This is a genomic window from Streptomyces sp. NPDC024632 (assembly GCF_055559175.1).
In genome coordinates, this window is record NZ_JBVHLD010000001.1 from 257,996 (window position 1) to 281,770 (window position 23,775).

General features: G+C 72.2%; 20 protein-coding genes. 4 read left to right on the forward strand and 16 right to left on the reverse strand.

The window, feature by feature from the left end; genetic code table 11:
- Window positions 1-2: 2 nt before the first annotated feature.
- From ACZ37P_RS01140 to mraZ, 16 genes are all read right to left on the reverse strand, one after another.
- Window positions 3-290, reverse strand: coding sequence for a YggT family protein (locus ACZ37P_RS01140; protein ID WP_355334104.1), 288 nt, complete (start codon window positions 288-290; stop codon window positions 3-5).
- Window positions 291-353: 63 nt separating this feature from the next.
- Window positions 354-992 (reverse strand): cell division protein SepF, encoded by a 639-nt coding sequence (locus ACZ37P_RS01145; protein ID WP_355334106.1) that lies wholly within the window; start codon window positions 990-992, stop codon window positions 354-356.
- A gap of 93 nt (window positions 993-1,085) precedes the next feature.
- Window positions 1,086-1,838: a YggS family pyridoxal phosphate-dependent enzyme gene (locus ACZ37P_RS01150; protein WP_401303751.1), complete on the reverse strand. Its 753-nt coding sequence runs from the start codon at window positions 1,836-1,838 to the stop codon at window positions 1,086-1,088.
- Window positions 1,835-2,596, reverse strand: coding sequence for a peptidoglycan editing factor PgeF (pgeF, locus tag ACZ37P_RS01155; protein WP_355334110.1), 762 nt, complete (start codon window positions 2,594-2,596; stop codon window positions 1,835-1,837). The genes ACZ37P_RS01150 and pgeF overlap by 4 nt, the downstream gene beginning before the upstream one ends.
- Window positions 2,593-3,813 carry a cell division protein FtsZ gene (ftsZ, locus tag ACZ37P_RS01160; protein WP_355334113.1) on the reverse strand — a complete coding sequence of 407 codons (1,221 nt, stop codon included), beginning with the start codon at window positions 3,811-3,813 and terminating at the stop codon, window positions 2,593-2,595. The genes pgeF and ftsZ overlap by 4 nt, the downstream gene beginning before the upstream one ends.
- A 250-nt stretch (window positions 3,814-4,063) precedes the next feature.
- Window positions 4,064-4,855 carry a cell division protein FtsQ/DivIB gene (locus tag ACZ37P_RS01165; protein ID WP_391159762.1) on the reverse strand — a complete coding sequence of 264 codons (792 nt, stop codon included), beginning with the start codon at window positions 4,853-4,855 and terminating at the stop codon, window positions 4,064-4,066.
- 119 nt (window positions 4,856-4,974) lie between these two features.
- On the reverse strand, window positions 4,975-6,066 hold the full coding sequence (murG, locus tag ACZ37P_RS01170; protein WP_355334117.1) for an undecaprenyldiphospho-muramoylpentapeptide beta-N-acetylglucosaminyltransferase: 1,092 nt from the start codon (window positions 6,064-6,066) through the stop codon (window positions 4,975-4,977).
- A 6-nt stretch (window positions 6,067-6,072) separates the two neighbouring features.
- Window positions 6,073-7,356, reverse strand: coding sequence for a putative lipid II flippase FtsW (gene ftsW, locus ACZ37P_RS01175; RefSeq protein WP_355334118.1), 1,284 nt, complete (start codon window positions 7,354-7,356; stop codon window positions 6,073-6,075).
- Between the two features lie 97 nt (window positions 7,357-7,453).
- Window positions 7,454-8,884: a UDP-N-acetylmuramoyl-L-alanine--D-glutamate ligase gene (murD, locus tag ACZ37P_RS01180; RefSeq protein ID WP_355334707.1), complete on the reverse strand. Its 1,431-nt coding sequence runs from the start codon at window positions 8,882-8,884 to the stop codon at window positions 7,454-7,456.
- A gap of 62 nt (window positions 8,885-8,946) precedes the next feature.
- Complete coding sequence (gene mraY, locus ACZ37P_RS01185) at window positions 8,947-10,011, reverse strand: phospho-N-acetylmuramoyl-pentapeptide-transferase (protein WP_188282125.1); 1,065 nt, start codon at window positions 10,009-10,011, stop codon at window positions 8,947-8,949.
- Window positions 10,008-11,468 carry a UDP-N-acetylmuramoyl-tripeptide--D-alanyl-D-alanine ligase gene (locus tag ACZ37P_RS01190; RefSeq protein ID WP_467344223.1) on the reverse strand — a complete coding sequence of 487 codons (1,461 nt, stop codon included), beginning with the start codon at window positions 11,466-11,468 and terminating at the stop codon, window positions 10,008-10,010. Before ACZ37P_RS01190 ends, mraY begins: the two co-directional genes overlap by 4 nt.
- Entirely contained in the window at window positions 11,465-13,078 is a 1,614-nt protein-coding gene (locus ACZ37P_RS01195; protein WP_355334124.1) for a UDP-N-acetylmuramoyl-L-alanyl-D-glutamate--2,6-diaminopimelate ligase, read from the reverse strand. Before ACZ37P_RS01195 ends, ACZ37P_RS01190 begins: the two co-directional genes overlap by 4 nt.
- Before the next feature lie 2 nt (window positions 13,079-13,080).
- Window positions 13,081-15,207, reverse strand: coding sequence for a peptidoglycan D,D-transpeptidase FtsI family protein (locus tag ACZ37P_RS01200; RefSeq protein WP_355334127.1), 2,127 nt, complete (start codon window positions 15,205-15,207; stop codon window positions 13,081-13,083).
- Window positions 15,208-15,273: 66 nt separating this feature from the next.
- Window positions 15,274-15,768, reverse strand: coding sequence for a cell division protein FtsL (gene ftsL / locus ACZ37P_RS01205; protein WP_401303762.1), 495 nt, complete (start codon window positions 15,766-15,768; stop codon window positions 15,274-15,276).
- 356 nt (window positions 15,769-16,124) lie between these two features.
- A complete protein-coding gene (gene rsmH, locus ACZ37P_RS01210) occupies window positions 16,125-17,102 on the reverse strand; it encodes a 16S rRNA (cytosine(1402)-N(4))-methyltransferase RsmH (RefSeq protein ID WP_355334131.1) in 978 nt (325 codons plus the stop codon).
- A 198-nt stretch (window positions 17,103-17,300) separates the two neighbouring features.
- On the reverse strand, window positions 17,301-17,732 hold the full coding sequence (gene mraZ, locus ACZ37P_RS01215) for a division/cell wall cluster transcriptional repressor MraZ (RefSeq protein ID WP_355334133.1): 432 nt from the start codon (window positions 17,730-17,732) through the stop codon (window positions 17,301-17,303).
- Window positions 17,733-18,000: 268 nt separating this feature from the next.
- Between mraZ and ACZ37P_RS01220 the strand changes: the two genes are divergently transcribed.
- From ACZ37P_RS01220 to ACZ37P_RS01235, 4 genes are all read left to right on the forward strand, one after another.
- The gene (locus tag ACZ37P_RS01220; RefSeq protein WP_355334136.1) at window positions 18,001-18,564 is read left to right on the forward strand and encodes a beta-class carbonic anhydrase; all 564 of its coding nucleotides are present in this window, start codon (window positions 18,001-18,003) and stop codon (window positions 18,562-18,564) included.
- A 152-nt stretch (window positions 18,565-18,716) separates the two neighbouring features.
- Window positions 18,717-19,739 (forward strand): AAA family ATPase, encoded by a 1,023-nt coding sequence (locus ACZ37P_RS01225; protein WP_188283215.1) that lies wholly within the window; start codon window positions 18,717-18,719, stop codon window positions 19,737-19,739.
- Window positions 19,739-21,262 carry a DUF58 domain-containing protein gene (locus tag ACZ37P_RS01230; RefSeq protein WP_401303769.1) on the forward strand — a complete coding sequence of 508 codons (1,524 nt, stop codon included), beginning with the start codon at window positions 19,739-19,741 and terminating at the stop codon, window positions 21,260-21,262. Before ACZ37P_RS01225 ends, ACZ37P_RS01230 begins: the two co-directional genes overlap by 1 nt.
- A complete protein-coding gene (locus ACZ37P_RS01235) occupies window positions 21,259-23,661 on the forward strand; it encodes a transglutaminase TgpA family protein (protein ID WP_467344230.1) in 2,403 nt (800 codons plus the stop codon). Before ACZ37P_RS01230 ends, ACZ37P_RS01235 begins: the two co-directional genes overlap by 4 nt.
- Window positions 23,662-23,775: the final 114 nt, after the last annotated feature.

A 23,775-nucleotide genomic window follows, 5' to 3' on the forward strand; every position in this document is an offset into this window, starting at 1 on the left:
GTTCACATCAAGTTCCCCACGACGGAGATCAGGATGTACACGATGATCATCAATACGAAGAAGGACAGGTCGAGCGCCACGCCCCCGAGACGTAGCGGCGGGATGAACCGCCGCAAGAGCTTGAGTGGCGGATCGGTGACAGTGTAGGTGCCCTCCAGGACCACCACCATCGCCTTCCCAGGGTGCCATGAACGGGCGAACTGGAAGACGTAATCCATCACCAATCGGAAGATCAGCACAAACAGGAAGCAGTACAGCGCGATGTACAGCACCTGGAGTGCGACACTCATCGCGCTTCCCTCTCCCCTGCTCGTCTTCGGCCCGGTGGCCGGGTCCCTGCGGTTGCGTCTCGTTCAGCTCTGGTTGAAGAACCCGCCCTCGGCGATCCGGGCTTTGTCCTCCGCCGTGACATCGACGTTAGCAGGCGACAGGAGGAACACCTTCTGCGTCACCCGCTCGATGCTTCCGTGAAGACCGAAGACCAGGCCGGCGGCGAAGTCGACAAGACGCTTCGCGTCCGTGTCGTCCATCTCCGTCAGATTCATGATCACCGGCGTTCCCTCGCGGAAGTGTTCCCCGATGGTACGGGCTTCGTTGTAGGTCCGGGGGTGCAGTGTCGTGATCCGGTACGGCTCTCGCTCTGACACGACCTTGGGCATGATCACCGGTGCGTTCTTCTCCAGGCTGTGACGTTCGGGTGTGATGGACGCCACGGGGGCGATCCGCGGTTCACGGGGCGCCGGGGCGTGTACGAGACGCGCCGGTTCGTCCTGCGACGACTGGTGCTGGCTCTGTGCTACGTGCTGCGGTACGTGCTGGCTGACCTGCTGCTGACGGCGAGGGGCACGCTCGGGGTCGGCGCTGGCCCGTGCTGCGGGCGGAGCGGCCATCTCGGGCTCGAACTCGTCGTCGGGGTCAAATCCCGGCCCGTCGTATCCGTCGTCCTCCACGAGGCCGAGGTAGACCGCCATCTTGCGCATCGCGCCGGCCATGCTCTGCGTCCTCTCAGCGGGGTTGCGGTCCTCGGCCGCCGCTCGGACGGCCGCCACACCATATTTATGCTGTGGTCCGACTTGTTGGTGACGTTACCCGAGCCCGGGACGGACTCCGAGTACCGCCGTACCGACGCGTACATGTGTCGCTCCGGCCGCAACGGCTTCGTCGAGGTCCTGGCTCATCCCTGCCGAGACCATGGTCGCAGCCGGATGGGTCTCGCGCAGGCCGGATGAGATTTCCATCAACCGATCGAAGGCGGCGCGGGGTTGGCCCGCGTATGCCCCGGCCAGCGGCGCGACGGTCATCAGGCCGTCGAGACGCAGCCCCGGTGCCGCCGCGATCGCGTCGGCGAGCGCGGCGACCGCGTCGGGTGCCACCCCGCCGCGCTCTCCCTGAGCGCCCGACTCCGCGTCCAGGGCGACCTGAACGAGGCACCCGAGCCGCTTTTCCGCGGCGGTCGCCGCGGTCGACAGCGCGCCGGCCAGCCGGAGCCGGTCGACCGAGTGCACATGATCAGAGTAACGGACCACTGAACGAGCCTTGTTGGTCTGCAACTGCCCCACAAAATGCCAAGTAAGCGGAAGATCGGCGCACGCCGCCGCCTTGGGCGCGGCGTCCTGGTCGCGGTTCTCCGCCACATGCCGGACGCCGAGGCCGGCCAGCAGCCGGACGTCACTCGCCGGGTAGGTCTTGGTGACCACGATCAGGGTCACGTCCGCGCGGTCCCGCCCGGCCGCCTCGCAGGCGGCGGTGATCCGCTTCTCGACACGGTCCAGATTCGCGGCGAGTTCCGCGCGCCTGGCGCCGTCCTCGGCCTCGGGGTCGGTCTGATGCTCGGTCACGCGGCGCCGTCCAGCCAGACATAGCCCGCCAGGCGACCGGTGACACCGTCGCGGCGGTAGGAGAAGTGATCGGCGGACTCCAGGGTGCACACACCCGCGCCCGGCCCGTCGGATGATCCGGCGCTCGGCCCGAGGTTCACTCCGGCGCGCGCGAGTTGGGCGCGCACCCCCGAAGCCACGTCGACCGCCGGAGTGCCCCAGCTCGTCTCGGCGTACGCCTCCGGCACCGCCCGGGCGACCTCGTCCCGCATCGCGGCGGGCACTTCATAGCACTTTCCGCACACGGCGGGTCCGAGCAGCGCGGTGATCCGCGCGGGGTCGGCCCCCCGCGCCGTCATCGCCTCGACGGCGGCGGGCACCACACCCGCGACCAGTCCCGGCCGTCCCGCGTGCGCGGCGGCCACGACACCGGCCACCGGGTCGGCGAGCAGTACGGGCACGCAGTCGGCGGTGAGTACGGCGAGCGTGAGGTCGGCGCGGGTGGTGACGAGCGCGTCGACGGCCGGGACCGGCCGGTCGCCCCACGGGGCGTCCACGACGGCGACCTCGCGGCCGTGCACCTGGTTCATCCACACCACCCGGTCGGGGTCGCGGCCGAGATCGGCCGCGGCGCGCTCGCGGTTGGCGCGTACGGCGGCGGGGTCGTCCCCCACCGCGCCGCCGAGGTTGAGGCTGTCGTGCGGAACGGCGCTCACCCCGCCCCACCGGTCGGTGAAGGCGAAGTGCGCGCCGCTCGCTGTCTGGCGGTGCCCTATCACTTCAAGAAGTCGGGTACGTCGAGCTCTTCGGCCGCGGTGTCCTGGTAGGGACGGGCCGGCGGCACGTGCGGGGGCGGGACCGGGGTCGGCGCCTCCGCGACGGGCTCGTTGTCGCTGTCGCGGTCCGACGAGGCGACCGGGACACTGCCGAGGCCGGTGTACGAGGTCGCCGGGCGGGCGGGTTCGGGCTGGCTGGCGATCCGGGCGCCGGAGGCGGGGGTCGTGTCGCGGTATCCGTCGAGCGCCTTGGCGCTGCTCTTGGTGGGCGGCTGGCCCCCGTCGAACCCGGCGGCGATCACGGTGACCCGCACCTCGTCGCCGAGCGCGTCGTCGATGACCGCGCCGAAGATGATGTTGGCCTCGGGGTGGGCCGCCTCGCTGACGAGTTGGGCCGCCTCGTTGATCTCGAACAGGCCGAGGTCGGAGCCGCCGGAGATGGAGAGCAGCACCCCGCGGGCGCCGTCGATGGAGGCTTCGAGCAGCGGCGAGGAGATCGCCATCTCGGCGGCGGCGACCGCACGGTCGTCACCGCGTGCGGAGCCGATGCCCATGAGGGCCGAACCCGCCTCGGACATCACGGACTTCACGTCGGCGAAGTCGAGGTTGATCAGGCCGGGGGTGGTGATCAGGTCGGTGATGCCCTGCACGCCGGAGAGCAGGACCTGGTCGGCCGAGCGGAAGGCGTCGAGCACGCTGACCTGGCGGTCCGAGATGGACAGCAGACGGTCGTTGGGGATGACGATCAGGGTGTCGACGTTCTCCCGCAGCCCCGCGATGCCGTCCTCCGCCTGGTTGGCGCGGCGGCGGCCCTCGAAGGTGAAGGGGCGGGTGACGACCCCGATGGTCAGGGCGCCGAGCGAGCGGGCGATGTTGGCGACGACGGGTGCGCCGCCGGTGCCGGTGCCGCCGCCCTCACCCGCGGTGACGAAGACCATGTCGGCGCCCTTGAGCACCTCTTCGATCTCCTCGCGGTGGTCCTCGGCGGCCTTGCGGCCCACGTCGGGGTTGGCCCCGGCGCCGAGGCCCCGGGTCAGTTCACGGCCGACGTCGAGCTTGACGTCGGCGTCGCTCATCAGGAGGGCCTGCGCATCGGTGTTGATCGCGATGAACTCGACGCCCTTGAGACCGACCTCGATCATCCGGTTGATGGCGTTGACGCCACCGCCGCCGATGCCGACGACCTTGATGACTGCGAGGTAGTTCTGCGGTGCTGCCACGTCGAAGGCCTCTCGCCTCGAGTTACGTATCTTGTGGGACGGTCGGTACGCTCGCCGATGCCGTTCCGAACCCTAACCGTGAGGTTTAGGGTTACCAGTATGCATGTCCCATGTGTTCCTTGGGACGAGACACTAAGTCGACAAGCGGTAGTGGTTCAACGAACACGCCGAACCTACCGTTTTTCTTTTGACCCTATGTGATCACGTCACCGGCTGGTGGGCCAGGGGTCGAATAATGCCATAAGGGGCGTCAACTCCCTGACGCCGCAGGGGCGCTGGGGGCACTCACGTCGTAGTGGGAGGCGTGTGGCTGGACCTTCAGGAGCGCATTGAGCACCGCGGCCTTCCGCGCGCCCTGTTCCGCGCTCCCCCACATCACGCTGCGTCCGCGCGAGAGTTCGACGGTGATGTTGTCGTAGGAACGGACCCGGATCGCGGTCGCCTGGCCGTGCAGCGATTCCGGAAGATCGGCGGCGACCGCAATGGCGGCCCGCAGCAGGCTCTTTGTTCCGAAATGCCGAAGGCTCGGCGACTGATCCGGCGTCAATTGCACGAGCGGTACGCCGCGCGGCGCGGTGTCGACGGTCGCGAATCGCACACCGCCCGGGTCCACTTCGGTGAACTTGTCGCCGCTTTTCAGTACGGCGGAGGCCGTTCGTTCGGTCACTTTCACCCGGACCGTGTGCGGCCACGACCGTTCCACGTCCACATGGTCGATCCGCGGCAGCGCGGTGAGCAGCCGCCTGCGGACCGCGCCGGTGTCCACCGAGGCCAGCGCGCCGCCCAGCGGTACGCCCGCGGCGCGCTCGATCTGCTGCGGCGTCAGCACGTCGTTGCCCGTGACGGTCACGCGCGTGGCGCGGAACCAGGAGGAGCCGTAGACGGCCCAGGTGCCGCCCGCGACGAGGACGGTGAGGACGACCAGTGTGATGATCGCCGTCCGGCGGCTGGGGAGGGTCAGCCGGGGGCGCGGGCGCCGTCCGGCACCGGGCGCCGCCCCGTCCCGGTCGGCGCCGACCGGCTTCGCTTGCGTCCCGGTCACCCCGGTCACCCGGCCTCCCCGCGTCGACGGATGCGGAGCGCCTCCGCGCCCCGCGGGCCCTATCGTGCCAGGCCCGGTCCGCCGCGCCGCGGGACACGCCCTCGGCGCGGCGGCCACCGTCAGCGGCGGCCCGCGGCCACCGCCTCGTACACCATGGCGACCAGCAGGTCGTCCGCGTCGCGGCGGCCGAACTCGGCTGCCGCGCGCGACATGTCGTACAGGCGGTGCGGGTCCGTCAGGACGGGCAGCACGTGTCCCAGCACCCAGTCGGGGGTGAGTTCGGCGTCGTCGACCAGCAGGCCGCCGCCGGCCTTCACCAGCGGCTGGGCGTTGAGCCGCTGTTCGCCGTTGCCGATGGGCAGCGGCACGTAGGCGGCGGGCAGTCCGACCGCGGACAGTTCGGCGACGGTCATGGCACCGGCACGGCAGAGCATCATGTCGGCGGCGGCGTAGGCGAGATCCATCCGGTCGACGTAGGGCACCGGGCGGTACGGCGGCATGCCGGGCATGTTGTCGGACCGCGGGAGTTCGTTCTTGGGGCCGACCGCGTGCAGGATCTGCACGCCGGACTGCTGGAGCCGCGGCGCGACGGTGGCGATCACCTCGTTGAGCCGCCGGGCGCCCTGGGAGCCGCCGGAGACCAGCAGGGTGGGCAGGTTCTGGTCGAGGCCGAACGCGTGCCGGGCCTCGGGGCGGGCGGCGGCCCGGTCGAGGGTGGCGATGGTGCGGCGCAGCGGGATGCCGATGTAGCGGGCGTCGCGCAGCTTGCTGTCGGGGGTGGAGACCGCGACCGCGTGCGCGTACCGCGACCCGATCTTGTTGGCCAGGCCCGGCCGCGCGTTGGCCTCGTGCACGACGATCGGCACGCCGAGCCGCTTGGCGGCCAGGTAGCCGGGCAGCGCCACGTAGCCGCCGAAGCCGACCACGCAGTCCGCCTTGGTGCGTTCCAGGATCTGCTCGGCGGCCTTGATGGTGCCGCGCAGCCGTCCGGGGACGGTGATCAGTTCCGGGGTGGGGCGGCGCGGCAGCGGGACGGCCGGGATGAGCGCCAGTTCATAACCGCGTTCCGGCACCAGCCTGGTCTCCAGGCCCTTCTCGGTGCCGAGGGCCGTGATGCCCACGGTCGGGTCCTGCCTGCGCAGGGCATCGGCGAGCGCGAGCGCAGGCTCGATGTGGCCGGCGGTCCCCCCGCCGGCGAGTACGACATGCACCGAAATTCACCGCTCTCCGGACGGCCGCCTGGTGACGTACCGCCGCATCGTCCGTGTCATTGCCCCGCTGAAAGCACTACGCCCCCGCATGGCCAGGGCCGCTCGCGCTCCGGGCTCGTTTCTCGCGAAGGAGATGAGCAGCCCGATCGCGAACATGGTCGGCAGGATGGCTGAACCTCCGTAGGAGAACAGCGGGAGCGGGACTCCGGCGATCGGCAGCAGGCCGAGCACCGCACCGATGTTGATCACGGCCTGGGCCGTGATCCAGGTGGTCACGCCACCCGCTGCGAACCTGACGAAGGGGTCCTCCGTACGACCGGCCACGCGGATACCCGCGTAGCCTAGTGCCGCGAAGAGGGCGAGTACCGACAGCGTCCCCGCCAGACCCAATTCCTCCCCGGTTACGGCGAAGATGAAGTCGGTGTGCGGCTCCGGGAGTTCACCCCATTTTTCCACACTCGCCCCGAGTCCCGACCCGAACCAGCCACCGGAGGCGAGGGCGTAGATCCCGTGCACGGCCTGCCAGCACTGGTCGTTGGTGCCGGGGTCGGTGGCGGCGATGCAGTGCAGCCGGCCCATCCGGTTGGGGCTGGTGATGATGGCCAGGGCCGCCAGCGCCGCCGCGCCGGACAGCACGCCCGCGAAGAGCCTGGTGGGGGCGCCCGCGAGCCAGAGCATGCCGAAGAGGATCGCGGTGAGGATCATCGTGGTGCCCATGTCGCCGCCGAGCATGATCAGTCCGAGCAGCAGGAACGTCACGGGCACGAGCGGCACCAGCAGGTGCTTCCACTGGATCAGCAGATTCCGGTCGCCCTTGCGGGCGAGCAGGTCGGCACCCCACATCACCAGGGCCAGCTTGCCGAATTCGCTGGGCTGGATCTGGAAAGGGCCGCCGATGGAGATCCAGTTGGTGTTGCCGTTGACCGTCTGCCCTATTCCGGGGACCTGGACCAGGCACATCAGGAAGACGGCGCCGAGCAGCAGCGGGTACGCGAGCGCGCGGTGCAGTCTGACCGGCATCCGGGCGGCGGCGTAGAGCAGCACGGAGCCGAGGGCGACCGCGAGGAGCTGCTTGCGGAAGTAGTACGTGGACGGCAGGCCGTAGCGCAGCGCCTGGATCATCGAGGCGGAGTACACCATCACCAGGCCGAGCACGGTGATCAGCAGGGCCGCGCCGAGGATGACGTAGTACGCCGTCAGCGGGCGGTCCCAGGCGGCGCGTACCCGCTCGGGGAGCCGGGCGGCGCCCCGGAGCGCGCTGCCGCGCTGCCGGGCCGGGTACGTGCTCATACCCGCCCCCCGCGGGGGCGGTGCGCGGGGCGGCGGGGGGACGCAGTGGCCGTCATGGGACCTCCATCGGAGCGAGGGCGCCGCACGACACCTGCGGCTAGGGCTCGTCGCTGTCGCTGTCGGCGGCGCCCAGGCGCCGGACGGCTTCCGCGAACATATCGCCGCGCTCGTTGTAATTGGCGAACATGTCCATCGACGCACAGGCCGGTGCCAGCAGAACGGTGTCGCCGGGCTGGGCCCGGTCGCGTGCCACGGCGACGGCGGCGGCCATCGCCCCAGTGTCGGTCCGGCCCAGCTCGACCACCGGGACCTGGGGGGCGTGTCGCGCGAGCGCTTCACGGATCAGGGCGCGGTCGGCGCCGATCAGGACGGCGGCCCGCAGCCGGTCGGCGGACTTGATGACCAGGTCGTCGAAGACCGCGCCCTTGGCGAGGCCGCCGGCGAGCCAGACGATCGACGGGTACGCGGCCAGCGACGCCTCGGCCGCGTGGGTGTTGGTGGCCTTGGAGTCGTCGACCCAGGTGATGCCGTCGCGGGTGGCGACCTCGGCGATGCGGTGCGCGTCCGGGCGGAAGGCCCGCAGGCCCTCGCGTACGGCGGCCGGTTCGACGCCGTAGGCGCGGGCGAGGGCGGCGGCGGCCAGCGCGTTGGCGATGTTGTGCGGGGCCGGCGGGTTGACGTCGGCGGTCTCGGCCAGCTCCTGCGCGCTGTTGACCCGGTCGTCCACGAAGGCGCGGTCGACCAGGATGCCGTCGACCAGGCCGAAGTCGGAGGGCCGGGGCGCGTCGAGGGTGAAGCCGATCGCCCGGCAGCCCTCTTCGACGTCGGCCTCGCGGACCAGCCGCTCGGTCTCCGGGTCGGCGCGGTTGTAGACGCAGGCGACCTGGTTGCCCTGGTAGATCCGGCCCTTGTCGGCGGTGTACGCCGCCATCGAGCCGTGCCAGTCGAGGTGGTCGGGCGCCAGGTTGAGCACGGCGGCGGAGTGCGGGCGGATGCTGGGCGCCCAGTGGAGCTGGTAGCTGGACAACTCGACGGCGAGGACGTCGTACGGCTCGTCGCCGAGGACCGCGTCCAGCAGGGAGACGCCGATGTTGCCGACGGCCGCGGTGCGCAGGCCCGCCGCGGTGAGGATCGCGGCGAGCATGCGGGTGGTGGTGGTCTTGCCGTTGGTGCCGGTGACCGCGAGCCAGGGGGCCGCGCCGGGTTTCCTGAGCCGCCAGGCCAGTTCGACGTCGCCCCAGATCTCCACGCCCGCCTTGGCGGCGGCCGTGAACAGCGGGCTGCTCGGCTTCCAGCCGGGGGCGGTGACCACGAGTTCGGTGCCCTCGGGCAGGGTCGCGCCGTCACCGAGGCGCACGGTGATGCCGAGCGCCTCCAGTTCGGCCGCCTCGGCCCGCTGCCGCTCGCCCGCGACGCCGTTGACGACGGTGACGCGGGCGCCGAGGGCGTGCAGCGCCTTCGCGGCGGGCACGCCGGAGACGCCGAGCCCGGCGACGGTGACGCGCAGGTCCGTGAAGTCGGGGTTCACGAAGCCCTGCCCGGCGGCGGACGGGGAGGCCGGAGACGCCGGGGACGCCGGGGAGTCGGTCGTCACGACGCGGCCACCCAGCCCGCGTAGAAGATGCCGAGTCCGACGGCCATGCACATGCCCTGGATGATCCAGAATCTGACCACGACCAGGACTTCGCTCCACCCCTTGAGTTCGAAGTGGTGCTGGAGTGGCGCCATCCGGAAGACCCGCTTGCCGGTGAGCCGGAAGGAGCCGACCTGGATGATCACGGACATCGTGATCAGGACGAAGAGGCCGCCGAGGATGGCCAGCAGCATCTCGGTGCGGGAGCAGATCGCCAGGCCCGCGAGCGCGCCGCCCAGGGCCAGGGAGCCGGTGTCGCCCATGAAGATCTTGGCCGGTGAGGTGTTCCACCACAGGAAGCCGAAGCAGGCTCCCATCAGGGCCGCCGCGACCACCGCGAGATCGAGTGGGTCGCGGACCTCGTAACACGCGCCGTTCGCGCTGACCGGGGCCCCGCACCACTGGCCGTACTGCCACACGCCGATGACGGTGTAGGCGGCGAAGACCATGGTGGAGGCGCCGGTGGCCAGGCCGTCGAGGCCGTCGGTGAGGTTCACGCCGTTGGACATCGCCAGGATCATGAACAGCGCCCAGACCACGAAGATCACCGGGCCGATGGACCAGCCGAAGTCGGTGGTGAACGACAGCTTGGTGGAGGCCGGGGTCTGGCCGCGGGAGTCCTTGAAGTTCAGCGCGAGCGCCGCGAAGGCGATGCCGACGATGAGCTGGCCCGACATCTTCGCCTTGGCGCGCAGGCCGAGGCTGCGCTGCTTGACGATCTTGATGTAGTCGTCGAGGAAGCCGACCAGGCCCATACCGGCGAAGAGGAAGAGCACCAGCACGCCGGACATGGTCGGCTTGTCACCGGTGATCAGCTTGGTCGCCGCGTAGGCGATCAGCGTGGCCAGGATGAACGCGATACCGCCCATGGTGGGCGTGCCGCGCTTGCTGTGGTGCGCCTTCGGACCGTCGTCCCGGATCATCTGTCCGTAGCCCTTGCGGGCCAGCAGGCGGATCAACAGCGGTGTGCCGACCAGCGACAGGAAGAGCCCCAGGACGCCGGAGACGAGAATCTGCTTCACAGGGCGGCACCCTCACGGGCCGAGCCGTCGAAGCCGTCGGCTTCGAGCAGCGCCAGGGCGACGGACTCCAGGCCGACCGACCTCGATGCCTTCACCAGTACGACGTCCCCCGGGCGCACTTCGCTGCGCAACAGGTCGATCGCCGCCTCCGCGTCGGACACGTGCACCGACTCCTCACCCCACGAACCCTCGTTATAGGCGCCCATTTGCAGCCAGGCGGCTTCGGTACCGCCCACGGCCACGAGCTTGCTGACGTTGAGCCGGACGGCCAGCCGCCCCACCGCGTCGTGCTCGACGAGTGCTTCCCCGCCGAGTTCGGCCATCTTTCCGAGCACCGCCCACGTGCGCCCCCCGCGCGCCTGTGTGGATCTGCCCATCGCTGCGAGTGTGCGCAGGGCAGCCCTCATGGATTCGGGGTTCGCGTTGTAGGCGTCGTTGACGACCGTCACGCCGTCGGGCCGCTCGGTGACCTCCATGCGCCAGTGCGAGAGCGTGCCGGCCTCGGAGAGCGCGGTGGCGATCTCGTCGACGGGCATGCCCAGTTCACGGGCTACGGCGGTCGCGGCGAGCGCGTTCGACACGTGGTGCTCACCGTACAGGCGCAAGGTCACCTCGGCGCACCCGGTGGGTGTTCGCAGCGTGAAGACGGCCTGACCCCGGTCGTTGAGCCGGACATTCTCGGCGGTCACCTCGACGTCCACGCCGTCGACCGACCTGGCCGACTCGCCGAAGTACACGACGCGCGCCTTGGTACGGGAGGCCATGGCGCGGACCAGCGGGTCGTCGGCGTTGAGTACGGCGATGCCGCCCTCGGCCGCCGCGGGCAGCGCCTCGACCAGCTCGCCCTTGGCCCGGGCGATCTGCTCCCGGCCGCCGAACTCGCCGATGTGCGCGCTGCCGACGTTGAGCACCAGGCCGATCCGCGGCGGGGTCAGTCCGGTCAGGTAGCTGATGTGGCCGATACCGCGGGCGCCCATCTCCAGCACCAGGTGCCGGGTGTGCTCGTCGGCGCTCAGCGCGGTCAGCGGCAGCCCGATCTCGTTGTTCAGCGAGCCCGGTGTCCACACGGTGGGCGCGTGCCGCTCCAGGAGCTGCGCGATGAGGTCCTTGGTGCTGGTCTTGCCCGCGGAGCCGGTCAGCGCCACCACGGTGGCGCCCAGCCGCTCGATGACGTGCTTGGCGAGGGCGCCGAGCGCGGTCTGTACGTCGTCCACGACGATCGCGGGTACGCCGACCGGCCGGGTGGCGAGCACCGCCACGGCGCCCGCCGCGACCACGTCGGCGGCGAAGTCGTGGCCGTCGGCCTTGGCTCCGGCGAACGCCACGAAGAGCGCGCCGGGCACCACCTCGCGGGAGTCCCTGACCACCGGGCCGGTGACACGTACTTCCGTGTCCGGTATGTCGTGCGTGCTCCCGCCGACCGCGCGTGCGACCTCGGCGAGGGTGAGGGGGATCACAGTGCTTGTCGGTCCTTCTCGATCGCGGCGCGCAGCACCTCTCGGTCGTCGAAGGGGCGTACCTCTCCGGCGATGTCCTGGCCCTGTTCATGGCCCTTGCCCGCCACCACCACGATGTCGCCGGGCTCGGCCCGTGCGACGGCGGCGGCGACGGCGGCGGCTCTGTCGGGTTCGACGATGACGTGTCCGCGCTGCTGCGCGGGGACCTCGCACGCGCCGTTCAGCATCGCGGCGAGGATGGCCAGCGGGTCCTCCGACCGCGGGTTGTCGGAGGTCAGTACGGCGGTGTCGGCGAGCCGGGCGACCGCCGCGCCCATCGGCCCGCGCTTGGTGGTGTCGCGGTCGCCGCCGCAGCCGAGCACGGCGTGGATCCGGCCGCGGGTGGTCTTGCGCAGCGCGCGCAGCATCAGCTCCACGGCGTCGGTCTTGTGCGCGTAGTCCACGACCGCCAGATACGGCTGTCCCGCGTCGACCCGCTCCAGGCGGCCGGGGACGCCGGGGACGGCGGCGATGCCGTCGGCGGCGGTCTGCGGGTCGAGGCCCGCGGCGGCCAGCGCGGTGATCGCGGCCAGGGTGTTGGCGACGTTGAAGGGGCCGGGCAGCGGCGCGGTGGCGTCCACCCGCTCGCCCTTGGGGCCGAGCACGGTGAAGGTGCTGCCGTGCAGCCCCGCCTCGACGTCCTCGGCCCGCCAGTCCGCGTCCAGCCGCCCTTCGGCGGAGAAGGTGACCAGCGGCACGGTGGCCTCGCCGACCAGCCTGCGGCCGTACGCGTCGTCCAGGTTGACCACGCCGAGCCGGCTGCGGCGCGGGGTGAAGAGCTGCGCCTTGGCCTGGAAGTAGTCCTCCATGCCCGCGTGGAACTCCATGTGCTCGGGGCTGAGGTTGTTGAAGACGGCCACGTCGAACACCGCCCCGTCGACCCGGCCGAGCACCAGGGCGTGGCTGGAGACCTCCATGACCACCGACTCGACACCGCGTTCGCGCATCACGGCGAAGAGCGCCTGGAGGTCGGTGGCCTCCGGTGTGGTGCGCTCGCTCTTGATCCGGTCGTCGCCGATCCGGGTCTCGACGGTGCCGATGAGGCCGGTGCCGCCGTCGCGCGCGGCGCGCAGGCCGCCCTCGACGAGGTAGGCGGTGGTGGTCTTGCCCGACGTGCCGGTGATCCCGACCCGCAGCAGGCCGTCGCCCGGCTGGTCGTAGACGGCGGCGGCCAGTTCGCCCATCCGGGCCCGCGGGTCGTCCACGGTCAGGACGGGCAGTCCGGTGGCGGCGGCGCGCTCGGTGCCCGCCGGGTCGGTCAGTACGGCGACGGCTCCGGCGGCGGCGGCCTGCGCGGCGAAGTCCGCGCCGTGGAAGCGCGCGCCGGGCAGCGCCGCGTACAGGTCACCGGGGCGGACCGCGCGCGAGTCGTGCGTGATGCCGGTGACCTGCGCGGTGGGGCCGTCCGGCACCCGCGTACCGAGAGGTCCGGTGAGTTCCGCGAGTTCGTGCAGGGTTTTGGGGCGGATACGCGTCGGGCGCGGCGCGCCCGGCTGGGTGAGGGTGGGCTGATCAGCTTTGGGCACGGCGGTGAGGTTACCGGGCTGGCCGGGGTGCGAGCCAAAATTCATGATCACCGCGCCTTGTCCGTGCCGGGCTTCGCGGTGCCGGGCGGCGTCGCGGGCTGGGCCGGGTCGAAGTCGACCGGCAGATGGGGAGCCTTGGTGCCGGACGGCGGGACCTTCAGCGTCTTGAGCGCGAATTCCATGACCTGCTTGAAGACCGGGCCGCAGATGGAGCCGCCGAAGTAGCTGCCCCTGGTCGGGTTCTGGATCACGCAGGAGACCGTGACGCGCGGGTCGTCGGCGGGCGCGAACCCCAGGAACGACGAGGTGTAGCCCTTGTACTTGCCGGTCTCCGGGTCCACCCGGTTGGCCGTACCGGTCTTGCCCGCGACGCGGTATCCGGCGATCCGCGCGTGGAGTCCGGTGCCCTGTTCGTCGCCGACGACCGATTCGAGCATCGTGGAGAGCGTCTTGGCGGTCTGCGCGCTGACCACCCGGGTCTTCTTGGCCGGGTCCGCGGGGACGTAGCGGCCGTCGGGTCCCGTGGTGCCGCGGATCAGCGTGGGCTGGACGCGTACGCCCCCGTTGGCGATCGTCGAGTAGACCGAGGTGGCCTGGAGCGCGTTGACCGACAGGCCCTGGCCGAACGGGATGGTGAACTGCTGGGAGGCGTTCCAGTCCTGCGGCTTGGCCAGGATGCCGGGTGTCTCGCCGGGGAAGCCGATGCCGGTGGGGTCGCCGATGCCGAATTTCTTCAGGTACGAGTAGAGCACCCGGTTGGCCTGCGGCTGGGTCGTGCCGAGCTGCTGGCTGGCCAGGATGGTGCCGATGTTGCTGGACTTGGCCAGGACGCCGTTGAGCGTCAGGTACCAGGTGCCGTGATCGACGTCGTCGTGGAAGACCCGGTCGGCGCGCGGCAGGGTGCCCGGGACGGTGACCCGGGTGTCGGGGGTGGCGGTGCCGGTGTCGAGGATCGCGGCCATCGACATCAGCTTGCTGACGCTGCCGGGCTCGTACGCGTCCTGCATCGCCGCGTTGCCGAGCGCGCGCGGGTCGGCGTGGGCGAGGTCGCCGGGGTCGAAGCCGGGGGCGTCGGCCATGGCCAGCACCTCGCCGGTTCTGGAGTCCTGGACGATCACATAGCCGCGGTCGGCCTTGGACTTCTGCACCTGGGCGGTGATCGCGCTCTGGGCGGCCCACTGGATGTCCCGGTCCAGGGTCAGCTCGACGTCGGAACCGGGCACGGCGGGGTGTTCCTGGACGCCCGCGGTGGGCACCTGGCGGCCGTCGGACTGGGCGTAGCGGATCTTGCCGTTCTTGCCCGCGAGTTCCTTGTTGAGCATGGATTCGAGGCCGCCGCCGCCCACGCCCTGGCTGTTGACGAAGCCGAGGACGCCCGCGGCCAGGTCGCCGCCGGGGTAGACGCGTTTGGTGTGGGTCTCGCTGAAGACCCCGGCCAGCACGTTGGCGCCCTGTCCCCTGGCGTACGTGGCGGCGAACGCCTTCTTCAGGTCCTTGATCTGGTTCCAGACCTGCGGGGACTGCTGGCGGGCGATCACCTGGTAGCGGGACTTGGGGGTGGCCAGCGCCTTGGCGATGGCCGTCGGGTCGCCGCCGACGATCGGCGCGAGCAGTTCGGCGGCCTGGAGCGGCGCGTCCTTGGTCTTGGTCTGTTCCGGGGTGAACAGATACGGGTCGGCGGTGATGTCGTACGCGTCCACGGTCGTGGCCAGGTCGACGCCGGAGCGGTCGGTGATGGTGCCGCGGTCGGCGGTGACGTCGTGGGTCACCCAGCGGTTCACCGCGGCCTTGGCCGCGTAGGTGGAGGCGTCCACGGCCTGGACCTGGAGCAGCCGGATCACGAAGGCGGCCATCACCAGGGTGAGGGCGACGCCGACCAGCCGCAGCCGGGGCTTGGGCCTGCCGAGCTTGACCAGCCGGGGGCCGCGGGGGGCCCGCGGCGGCGGGGCGGTGCGGCGCGGGCGGGGGGCGGCGGGGCGCTGGCCGAGCCGCTGGCCCGCGCGCTGGGCGGGTCGGGGCGCGGCGCCTTCGGGGCGGGGGCGGCGAATCCGGCCCGCGGGGGCTCCTGCGGCTCCGGCCGCCGCGCCGCCCGCGTTGCCCGCTCCGGACGCGCGGGGGCGGGGCGCGCCGGGGCGCGGGGCGCGGCCCGGCTGCGGTCGTCTCGGCTCGCTCACCGGCCGGCCCTCCGCGCGGGGCGCGGGGAACGGGCGGTCGGGGAGGGTGGCTGAGGCTTCACGAAGTCACCTGCCGGGAGGAGTGGGAGTGGTCGTGGCGGCGGCGTGCGCGCCGCCGGGGGTCGTGGGGGCCGAAGGAGTGGTGCCGGGGGCGCCGGTCGGCGACCCGGTCGCGGCGGCGTCGGCCGCGCCGGTCGGGGTGCCGCTCGGCGGGGTCGCGGTGGGCGTGCCGGTCGGGGCCGGCGGCGCCTTGCTGGTCGGCGGCGGCGCGGGCGGCGCCGTGGCCTCCTCGGGGGTGCCCCGGACGCTGCCGTCCGGGTTGAGGAAGGCCGGGTTGCCGCCCGGCACCATGCCGAGCTGCCGGGCGCGCTGTTCCAGGCCGCCGGGGGCCGCGTACTGATCGACCTCCTGCTGGAGCTGCTGCTGCTCGTCCGTGTAACCGTTGGTCTCCTTTTGAAGCTTGTTCAGCTCGAAGGAGTCCTGGTTGACCGCTCCGTTGAGCAGCAGCAGGGAGAGCAGGCCGCCCGCGAGGAGGGTCACGACAAGAAGGACGAACGGCATACGGGCGGCGGTTGCGGACCGGGCGGACCCGCGGCCCGCGGACGGCCGTACGGACAGGCCGGGCGGGCGCGGCGGCCTGGGCACCCTCGCGGTCCCGCGGCGCGGCTCCCCGCGGTCCTGGCGCGGCGGCCGGTCCTGGCGGGCGGCCCGCTCGCGGGACGGTTCCTGACCGGCGGCCCGCTTACGGGGCGGTTCCTGGCGCGGGGCGCGGCCACGGGCGGGGTCCTCGCGCGGGGTGCGTCCGCGCGCCGGTTCCTCGCGTGCCCGGCCGTCGCCCGGCCGGCCCTCAGGTGACCGGTCCCGGCGTGCCCGGTCGTCGCCGGGGGGCCGTCGCCGGTCCCCCGGCCGGTCCTGGCTCACCGCGCGTCCTCGCGGATCCGCTCGGCGCCGCGCAGCCGGGCGGGCGCGGCCCGCCGGTTCTCGGCGATCTCGTCCTCGGTGGGCAGTTCCGCGCCGCGGGTGAGCAGCTTCAGGCGGGGCTGGTACTGCTCGGGCACCACCGGCAGGCCGGGCGGCGCGGTCGTGGCGGCCCCGGCCGCGAGGACCTGCTTGACCAGCCGGTCCTCCAGCGACTGGTACGACAGCACGGCGATCCGGCCGCCGACCGCGAGCGCCCCGACGGCCGCCGGGACCGCGCGCTCCAGCACCGACAGCTCGCCGTTGACCTCGATCCGCAGGGCCTGGAAGGTCCGCTTGGCCGGGTTGCCCCCGGTGCGCATCGCGGCCTGCGGCAGCGCCGTACGGATCAGCTCCACCAGGCGCGCGCTGTTGCTGAACGGCTCCCGTTCCCGCTCGCGCACCACCGCGTCCACGATCTTGCGGGCGAATTTCTCCTCGCCGTAGGCGCGCAGGATGCGCACCAGGTCGCCCGGCGGATACGTGTTGAGCACCTCGGCGGCGCTGATCCCGGTGGTCTGGTCCATCCGCATGTCCAGCGGCGCGTCCTGGGCGTAGGCGAAGCCGCGGCCGGCCTCGTCGAGCTGCATGGAGGAGACGCCGAGGTCGAACAGGACGCCCTGCACGCGGACGATGCCGAGCCGGTCCAGGACGTCGGGCAGCTCGTCGTAGACCGCGTGCACGAGGGTGGCGCGGTCGCCGAAGGGCGCGAGTCGCTCGGCGGAGAGCTTCAGCGCCTCGGTGTCGCGGTCGAGCGCGACCAGCCGGGCGGCGGGGAACGTGCTGAGCAGCGCCTCGCTGTGGCCGCCGAGGCCGAGGGTGGCGTCCACGACGACCGCGCCCGGCTCGGCGAGCGCGGGGGCCAGCAGGTCCAGGCAGCGCCGGAGCATGACCGGCACATGGCGCGGCTCGGGCTGCGCGGGGGTGGTGTCGCTCATGGGGCCCTTCTCGGCGGTACGAGGGACGTAGAACCGGGTCCCCGCCCGCTCGAAAGGAAACGTTCCCCTGGCACCGGGGAAGTGGTGCCAGCGGAGCGGCAGAGCGGGAGGAGGCCGGGCCGTACGTCCGCGCGGTGGTACGGAGTCAAGCGTGGGGTGCGCGCAGGTGCGCCGGGGCGCGGACCGGTCGGGCCGCGCTCACAGTAATCCGGGCGGAACCTCCTCGGACAGGGCCGAAAAGGTGTCTTCCTGGGCCGCGAGATAGCCCTCCCAGGCGGTCGCGGACCAGATCTCCACCCGGCTGCCCGCGCCGATCACCGCGCAGTCCCTGACCAGCCCGGCGTAGGCGCGCAGCGGCTGCGGCACCGTGACCCGGCCCTGCTTGTCGGGGACCTCGTCATGCGCCCCGGCGAACAGCACGCGCAAGTAGTCCCGCGCGCCCTTCGAGGTCAGCGGGGCGTCGGACAGGCTTCTGGTGGCGGCCTTGAAGCCGTCGACCGACCACACGCACAAGCAGCGTTCCTGCCCCTTGGTGATCACCAGTCCGTCGGCGAACTGCTCGCGGAACCTGGCGGGCAGCACCAGCCGGTTCTTGTCGTCGAGCCGCGGGGTGTACGTCCCGAGGAACATGCACACCTCCAGCAGACGGCACCACTTCGCGCCACTTTACTCCACCGGCCCCCACGGTCAACGCAGAGCGGAGCCGGGCGCGTCACGTCCCGCGCGGCCTCCGCGTCACCCCTCGCGTCCTCTCGCGTCACCCCTTTCCGGTGAGCCCCGGAGGGTGTGTGGGCTACCTCACACATCGTGGAATTGCCGATGCTTATCCTTTTTGAGCCGAAATTTCGTGGGAACTCACAGCAGGTGGAACGGCACCCGGAGCCGTACCGTCAGAGACATGTCGATATCTGCCAGTGGTTCCCCAGCGCCGACCGACGTCAGCGGCCGCTCCGGAGACACCGCCACCGCGTCCGTTACCGACCGGCTCGTCGCAGCCAACCAGCGCTACGCCGACGCGTTCCAAGACCCCGGCATGGATGCCAGGCCCGTTCTGAAGGTCGCCGTCGTGGCCTGCATGGACGCCCGCATCGACCTGCACCGGGCGCTCGGTCTGGAGCTGGGCGACTGCCACACCATCCGCAACGCGGGCGGCGTGGTCACCGACGACACCATCCGCTCCCTCACCATCAGCCAGCGCGCGCTGGGCACCCGCTCCGTCGTGCTGATCCACCACACCAACTGCGGCCTGCAGAGCATCACCGAGGACTTCCGTACCGAACTGGAACGGGAGGTCGGCCAGCGGCCGACCTGGTCGGTGGAGGCGTTCACCGATATCGACCAGGATGTCCGGCAGTCGATGAACCGGGTGCGCACCTCGCCCTTCCTCGCGCACACCGACGACGTGCGCGGGTTCGTCTTCGACGTGCACACTGGTCTACTCCGGGAAATCACGAACAAGTAACGGCAGGCGAGTGACGTGGGGTGCCGCGTAAGGGAAGAATGCATCGTGCGGCACCGCACTGCCTCGCCCGGCGCGAGCACGAGCGGCACGCAAGTGGGGTGGGCCGGTCCAGGGATGACCGTGTCCCGAGGAACATGGCCGAGGAGTACCGGGTGACGACCTTTGACGCACGAGCAAGCCTGAGCGATCTGACGACGACCGCTGACCGGGTGCGCCGCAGTGTGGAGAACGTGATCGAGGGCAAGCCCGAAGTCGTCCGCATCGCACTGACGGTGCTGCTCGCCGAGGGACATCTGCTGATCGAGGACGTGCCGGGTGTCGGTAAGACGATGCTGTCCAAGGCCCTGGCACGGTCGATCGACTGTTCGGTACGGCGCATCCAGTTCACACCCGACCTGCTGCCGTCCGACATCACCGGAGTGAGCGTCTTCGACCAGCAGCGGCGGGACTTCGAGTTCAAGCCGGGCGCGATCTTCGCGCAGATCGTGGTCGGCGACGAGATCAACCGCGCCTCGCCCAAGACCCAGTCGGCGCTGCTGGAGTCGATGGAGGAGCGGCAGGTCACCGTGGACGGCACCACGTACGAACTGCCGAGCCCCTTCATGGTGATCGCCACCCAGAACCCGGTGGAGATGGAGGGCACCTATCCGCTGCCCGAGGCGCAGCGGGACCGGTTCACCGCCCGGGTCTCGATCGGCTACCCCAGCCCGGACGCCGAGTTGAAGATGCTCGACGTGCACGGCGGTGTCTCGCCGCTCGACGACCTCCAGCCCGTCGCGCACGCCCACGAGATCGTCAAGCTCGTCGAGGCCGTACGGATGGTGCATGTCTCGGAGCCGGTACGGCGGTACGCGGTGACGCTGGTCGGCGCCACCCGCAACCACCCCGATCTGCGGCTCGGCGCCTCGCCGCGCGCCACCTTGCACTTGGTGCGGGCCGCCAGGGCCTCCGCCGCGCTGGACGGCCGGGACTACGTGCTGCCCGACGACGTGCAGGGCCTGGCCTCCTCCGTACTGGCGCACCGCCTGCTGCCCACCGCGCAGGCGCAGTTGAACCGGCGCACCCCCGAACAGGTGGTCGCCGAGATCGTGCAGCGCGTCCCGGTGCCCGACCCGGCGGCCGGCGGCTGGCCGCAGAAGCCGTCGGCCCGCCCGCAGGGCCTGCGGGGCCTGTGATGGCGACGCCCGGCGCCGGGACCCCGCCGCCGACCCGACCGCCACAATCCGCGCCGCAGCCGCAGCGCGGTCCGGCGCAGGGCCGCCAGGGCGGCCCGCCGGGCGCCGCGGGACCGCAGCAGGCGAGCGGCGGATTCCGTACCGCGCTCGGCGGACTCACCACCCGGGGCCGGTCCTTCGTCGCGGCCGGGGTCGCCGCCGGGATATGCGCCTACGTGCTCGGCCAGCCCGACCTGCTGCGGGTCGGACTGCTGCTGGCGATCCTGCCGCTGGTCTGCGTCGCCGTCCTGTACCGCACCCGCTACCGGGTCGCGGGCAGCAGGCGGCTCGCCCCGTCGCGGGTGCCCGCCATGTCGGAGTCCCGCGTGCACCTGCGGGTCGACAACGTCTCGCGCATCCCCACCGGACTGCTGATGCTCCAGGACCGGGTGCCGTACGTGCTCGGCCCGCGCCCGCGCTTCGTACTGGACCGGGTGGAGCCCGGCGGCCACCGCGAGGTGTCCTACCGGGTCCGCTCCGACCTGCGGGGCCGCTACCCGCTCGGCCCGCTGCAACTGCGGCTGACCGACCCCTTCGGCATGTGCGAACTGACCCGCTCCTTCAGCGCGTTCGACACCCTCACCGTGGTGCCGCGCGTCGAGGCGCTGCCGCCGGTACGCCTGGCCGGTGAGGCCAACGGCTACGGCGAGAGCCGCACCCGCGCGCTGGCCTTCGCCGGCGAGGACGACGTCATCCCGCGCGGCTACCGGCACGGCGACGACCTGCGCCGGGTGCACTGGCGCTCCACCGCCAAGTACGGCGAGCTGATGGTGCGCCGCGAGGAGCAGCCGCACCGCGCGCGCTGCACCGTCCTGCTGGACACGCGGCGCTCCGCCTACTACGGCGCGGGCCCCGACTCGGCGTTCGAGTGGGCGGTCTCGGCCGCCGCCTCGGTCTCCACCCACATGCTGGAACGCGGCTTCGCGGTACGGCTGCTGACCGACACCGGCAGCAGCGTCCCCGGCCCCGAGGGCACCGGCGGCTACGTCGGCGACTCCTCGGACATGGCGGGCGTCCTGCTGGACACCCTCGCCGTGGTCGACCACTCCGACGACCTGGCGCAGTCGCCCGGCTCCGGCTCCGGCCCCGACGCCGCCCACAGCGACGGCCTGTCCCGCGCCTACGAGGTGCTGCGGTCCAGCCACGAGGGGCTGCTGGTGGCCTTCCTCGGCGACCTGGACGAGGAGCAGGCGGCCAATGTCGGCCGGATGCGGCAACGAGCGGGCGGCGCCGTCGCGTTCGTCCTGGACAGCGACGACTGGACGGCCCGCGAGCCGGGCGCCAGGTCGGAGCCCCCGGCCGAGCACGGCGCGCGGGAGACCGGCGCCGAGGACGACGACACCCCGACACCGCTGCGGATGCTCCGCGAGGCGGGCTGGACGGTGCTGTCGGTACGCGCCGGGGACTCGCTGCCGGAACTGTGGCAGCGGGCCGACCGTTACCGCTCACGCGAGGAACAGCAAGAGGCAGGGGCCACAACATGAGCGGACGTGCCCGGCTGACGGTGTGTGCGGCGGCCGCCTCCGTGATGGCCGCCTGCTCGCTGCTGCCGCTGGCCACCCCCGCGGGCTGGATGTTCCAGGCCGTGCTCTTCGTGGCACTCCAGTCCGGGGTCGGTGCGCTGGCCCGACGGGTGCCGCTGGCCCGGCCGTTGACCGTCCTCGCGCAGGCGGTGGTCTCACTGCTCGTGCTGACCGTGATGTTCGCGCCGCACCAGGCGCTGGGCGGCGTCATCCCCGGTCCCAACGCCTTCGTCCACCTCAGCGACCTGGTACGCGACGGGCTGACCGACGTCAGCCAGTTCGCCATCCCGGCGCCCGTCACCCCCGGCATCAGGATGCTGCTGGTCGGCGGTGTGCTGGTGGTCGCGCTCGCGGTGGACGCGCTGGCCGTCACGTACAACAGCGCGGCCCCCGCGGGACTTCCGCTGCTGGCGCTGTACTCGGTGGCCGCGGGGCTGTCCAACGGCGGTGCGCAGTGGCTGTACTTCGTCGTCGCCGCCGCCGGTTACCTGCTGCTGCTCCTGGCCGAGGGCCGGGACCGGCTCTCGCGCTGGGGCCGCGTGTTCGGCGGCGGTCCGCCGGCCAACGGCTGGGGCGGCTCCGCCAACCCGGCCTCCGGCAGCCGGGCGCTGGCCCCGGTGCGCACCGGCCGCAGGATCGGCGTGATGGCGCTGGGCCTGGCCCTGGTCGCGCCCGCCGTGCTGCCGTCGCTGGGCAGCGGCCTGCTGGACACCTCGGGCACCGGTACGGGACCGGGGCGCGGCGGCACGATCTCCGCGGTCAACCCGGTGGTGGCCCTCCAGGACAACCTCAACCAGCAAGACAACCGCGAAGTCCTCTCGTACAGGACCAACTCCACCGATCTGTCCAGCATGTACTTGCGGATCGTGGCGCTCGACCAGTTCGACGGCACGCAGTGGCAGCCGTCGAAGCGGAAGATCGAGGACATCCCGTCGGTGCTGCCGCAGCCCGCGGGCATGGCCTCCGACGTGAAGTACTCCAAGGTCCAGACGACGGTGAAGGTCGACGACGGCTACGCGCAGGGCTGGCTGCCGATGCCCTTCCCGGCGCTGGGCGTCGACGTGTCGGGGCACTGGCGGTTCGAGCCCGAGGGCCGGACGATCATCGGCGACCGCGGGCAGAACACCTCGGGTCTGACGTACTCGGTCACGAGCATGCAGGTGCAGCCGACGGCCGCGCAGCTCGCCGCCGCGCCCCCGGCCACCGGACGGGTCGCCGAGGAGTACACCAAGGTGCCCGGCTCGCTGCCGAAGGTGGTCGCGCAGACCGCGCAGCAGGTGACGGAGTCGGCGAACAACGACTACGAGAAGGCGCTGGCGCTCCAGCGGTACTTCACCTCGGGCGCGTTCGTCTACAACACCAAGGCGCAGTCGGGCACCGGCGTGGACGCCATAGCGCGGTTCCTGCGCAACAAGGAAGGCTTCTGCATCCACTTCGCCTTCACCATGGCGGCGATGGCCCGCACGCTGCACATCCCGGCGCGGGTGGCGGTCGGCTTCACCCCCGGCTCGCAGCAGGGTTCGGACGGCACGATGTCGGTGGGCCTCAAGGACGCGCACGCCTGGCCCGAGCTGTACTTCGAGGGCATCGGCTGGACCCGTTTCGAGCCGACCCCGTACCGGGGCACGGCCCCCTCGTACACCCAGACCACGACGCCCTCGGGCACCAACGAGCCCGCCGACCAGGGGCAGCACGGCACGGCGACGACGCCGACCCCGACGCCGTCGGCGAGCGCGAGCTGCGGCAGCGACAACCGGGCGCAGAGCTCCTGCGACAACACGGCGGTGGCCGCTTCCGGCGGTTCCGGCGGCGGCGGGTTCGGCGGCGGCAGGATCGCCGTGCTCACGCTGCTCGCGCTGCTGGTGCTGGCCGTCCCGCTGCTGCCCATGCTCTGGCGGCGCCGACAGCGGTCCAGACGGCTCGGCGGCGGACGTGACAGGGCCGAAGGGCTCGCCCTGTCCGCCTGGCGCGAGGTGGTCGACACCGGCTGGGACTACGGCGTCCCGCCGGACGACTCCGAGACCCCGCGGCGGGCGATGGCCCGGCTGGTCCAGGACGGCGGTCTGACCGGCCAGGCCGCGGTCTCCGCGGGCGCCCTGGCCACGGCGGTGGAGCAGGTGCTCTACTCGCCCAGGCCCCAGCCGGTCACCGGGTTGCCGGCCGATGTCCGGCACGTCCGCGAGGGCCTGCACGCGGCGGCCGGGCGCCGCGGTCGCCTTCGGGCGGTGCTTCTGCCGCGTTCCTCCGCCCGGGTGATCTGGCACCTTTCTGACCGGTGGTCCGCGGTCACTCTCCGTCTGTCCGAGGCCGGGCATCGCCTTGTCGCTCCGCTGAGGAGGCGCCTGGCCCGCCAGGCGTGAGTCCCCACCGCGCGGGTGGGGCGCCCCTCAGGGGGCTGCGCTGTCCGCGCGGGGCGTGCCCCTGTCAGGGGCGGGTGGAACAGCGCGCCCGCCCCCAGGGGCCGGTGGTCCGGG

What these genes read in the sequence shown, in the direction of transcription:
- ACZ37P_RS01140 (WP_355334104.1), bottom strand. Translation starts at nt 290, where the DNA reads ATGAGTGTCGCACTCCAGGTGCTGTACATCGCGCTGTACTGCTTCCTG.
- ACZ37P_RS01145 (WP_355334106.1), bottom strand. Translation starts at nt 992, where the DNA reads ATGGCCGGCGCGATGCGCAAGATGGCGGTCTACCTCGGCCTCGTGGAG.
- ftsW (WP_355334118.1), bottom strand. Translation starts at nt 7,356, where the DNA reads ATGAGCACGTACCCGGCCCGGCAGCGCGGCAGCGCGCTCCGGGGCGCC.
- ACZ37P_RS01195 (WP_355334124.1), bottom strand. Translation starts at nt 13,078, where the DNA reads ATGAATTTTGGCTCGCACCCCGGCCAGCCCGGTAACCTCACCGCCGTG.
- ftsL (WP_401303762.1), bottom strand. Translation starts at nt 15,768, where the DNA reads ATGCCGTTCGTCCTTCTTGTCGTGACCCTCCTCGCGGGCGGCCTGCTC.
- rsmH (WP_355334131.1), bottom strand. Translation starts at nt 17,102, where the DNA reads ATGAGCGACACCACCCCCGCGCAGCCCGAGCCGCGCCATGTGCCGGTC.
- mraZ (WP_355334133.1), bottom strand. Translation starts at nt 17,732, where the DNA reads ATGTTCCTCGGGACGTACACCCCGCGGCTCGACGACAAGAACCGGCTG.
- ACZ37P_RS01220 (WP_355334136.1), top strand. Translation starts at nt 18,001, where the DNA reads ATGTCGATATCTGCCAGTGGTTCCCCAGCGCCGACCGACGTCAGCGGC.
- ACZ37P_RS01230 (WP_401303769.1), top strand. Translation starts at nt 19,739, where the DNA reads ATGGCGACGCCCGGCGCCGGGACCCCGCCGCCGACCCGACCGCCACAA.
- ACZ37P_RS01235 (WP_467344230.1), top strand. Translation starts at nt 21,259, where the DNA reads ATGAGCGGACGTGCCCGGCTGACGGTGTGTGCGGCGGCCGCCTCCGTG.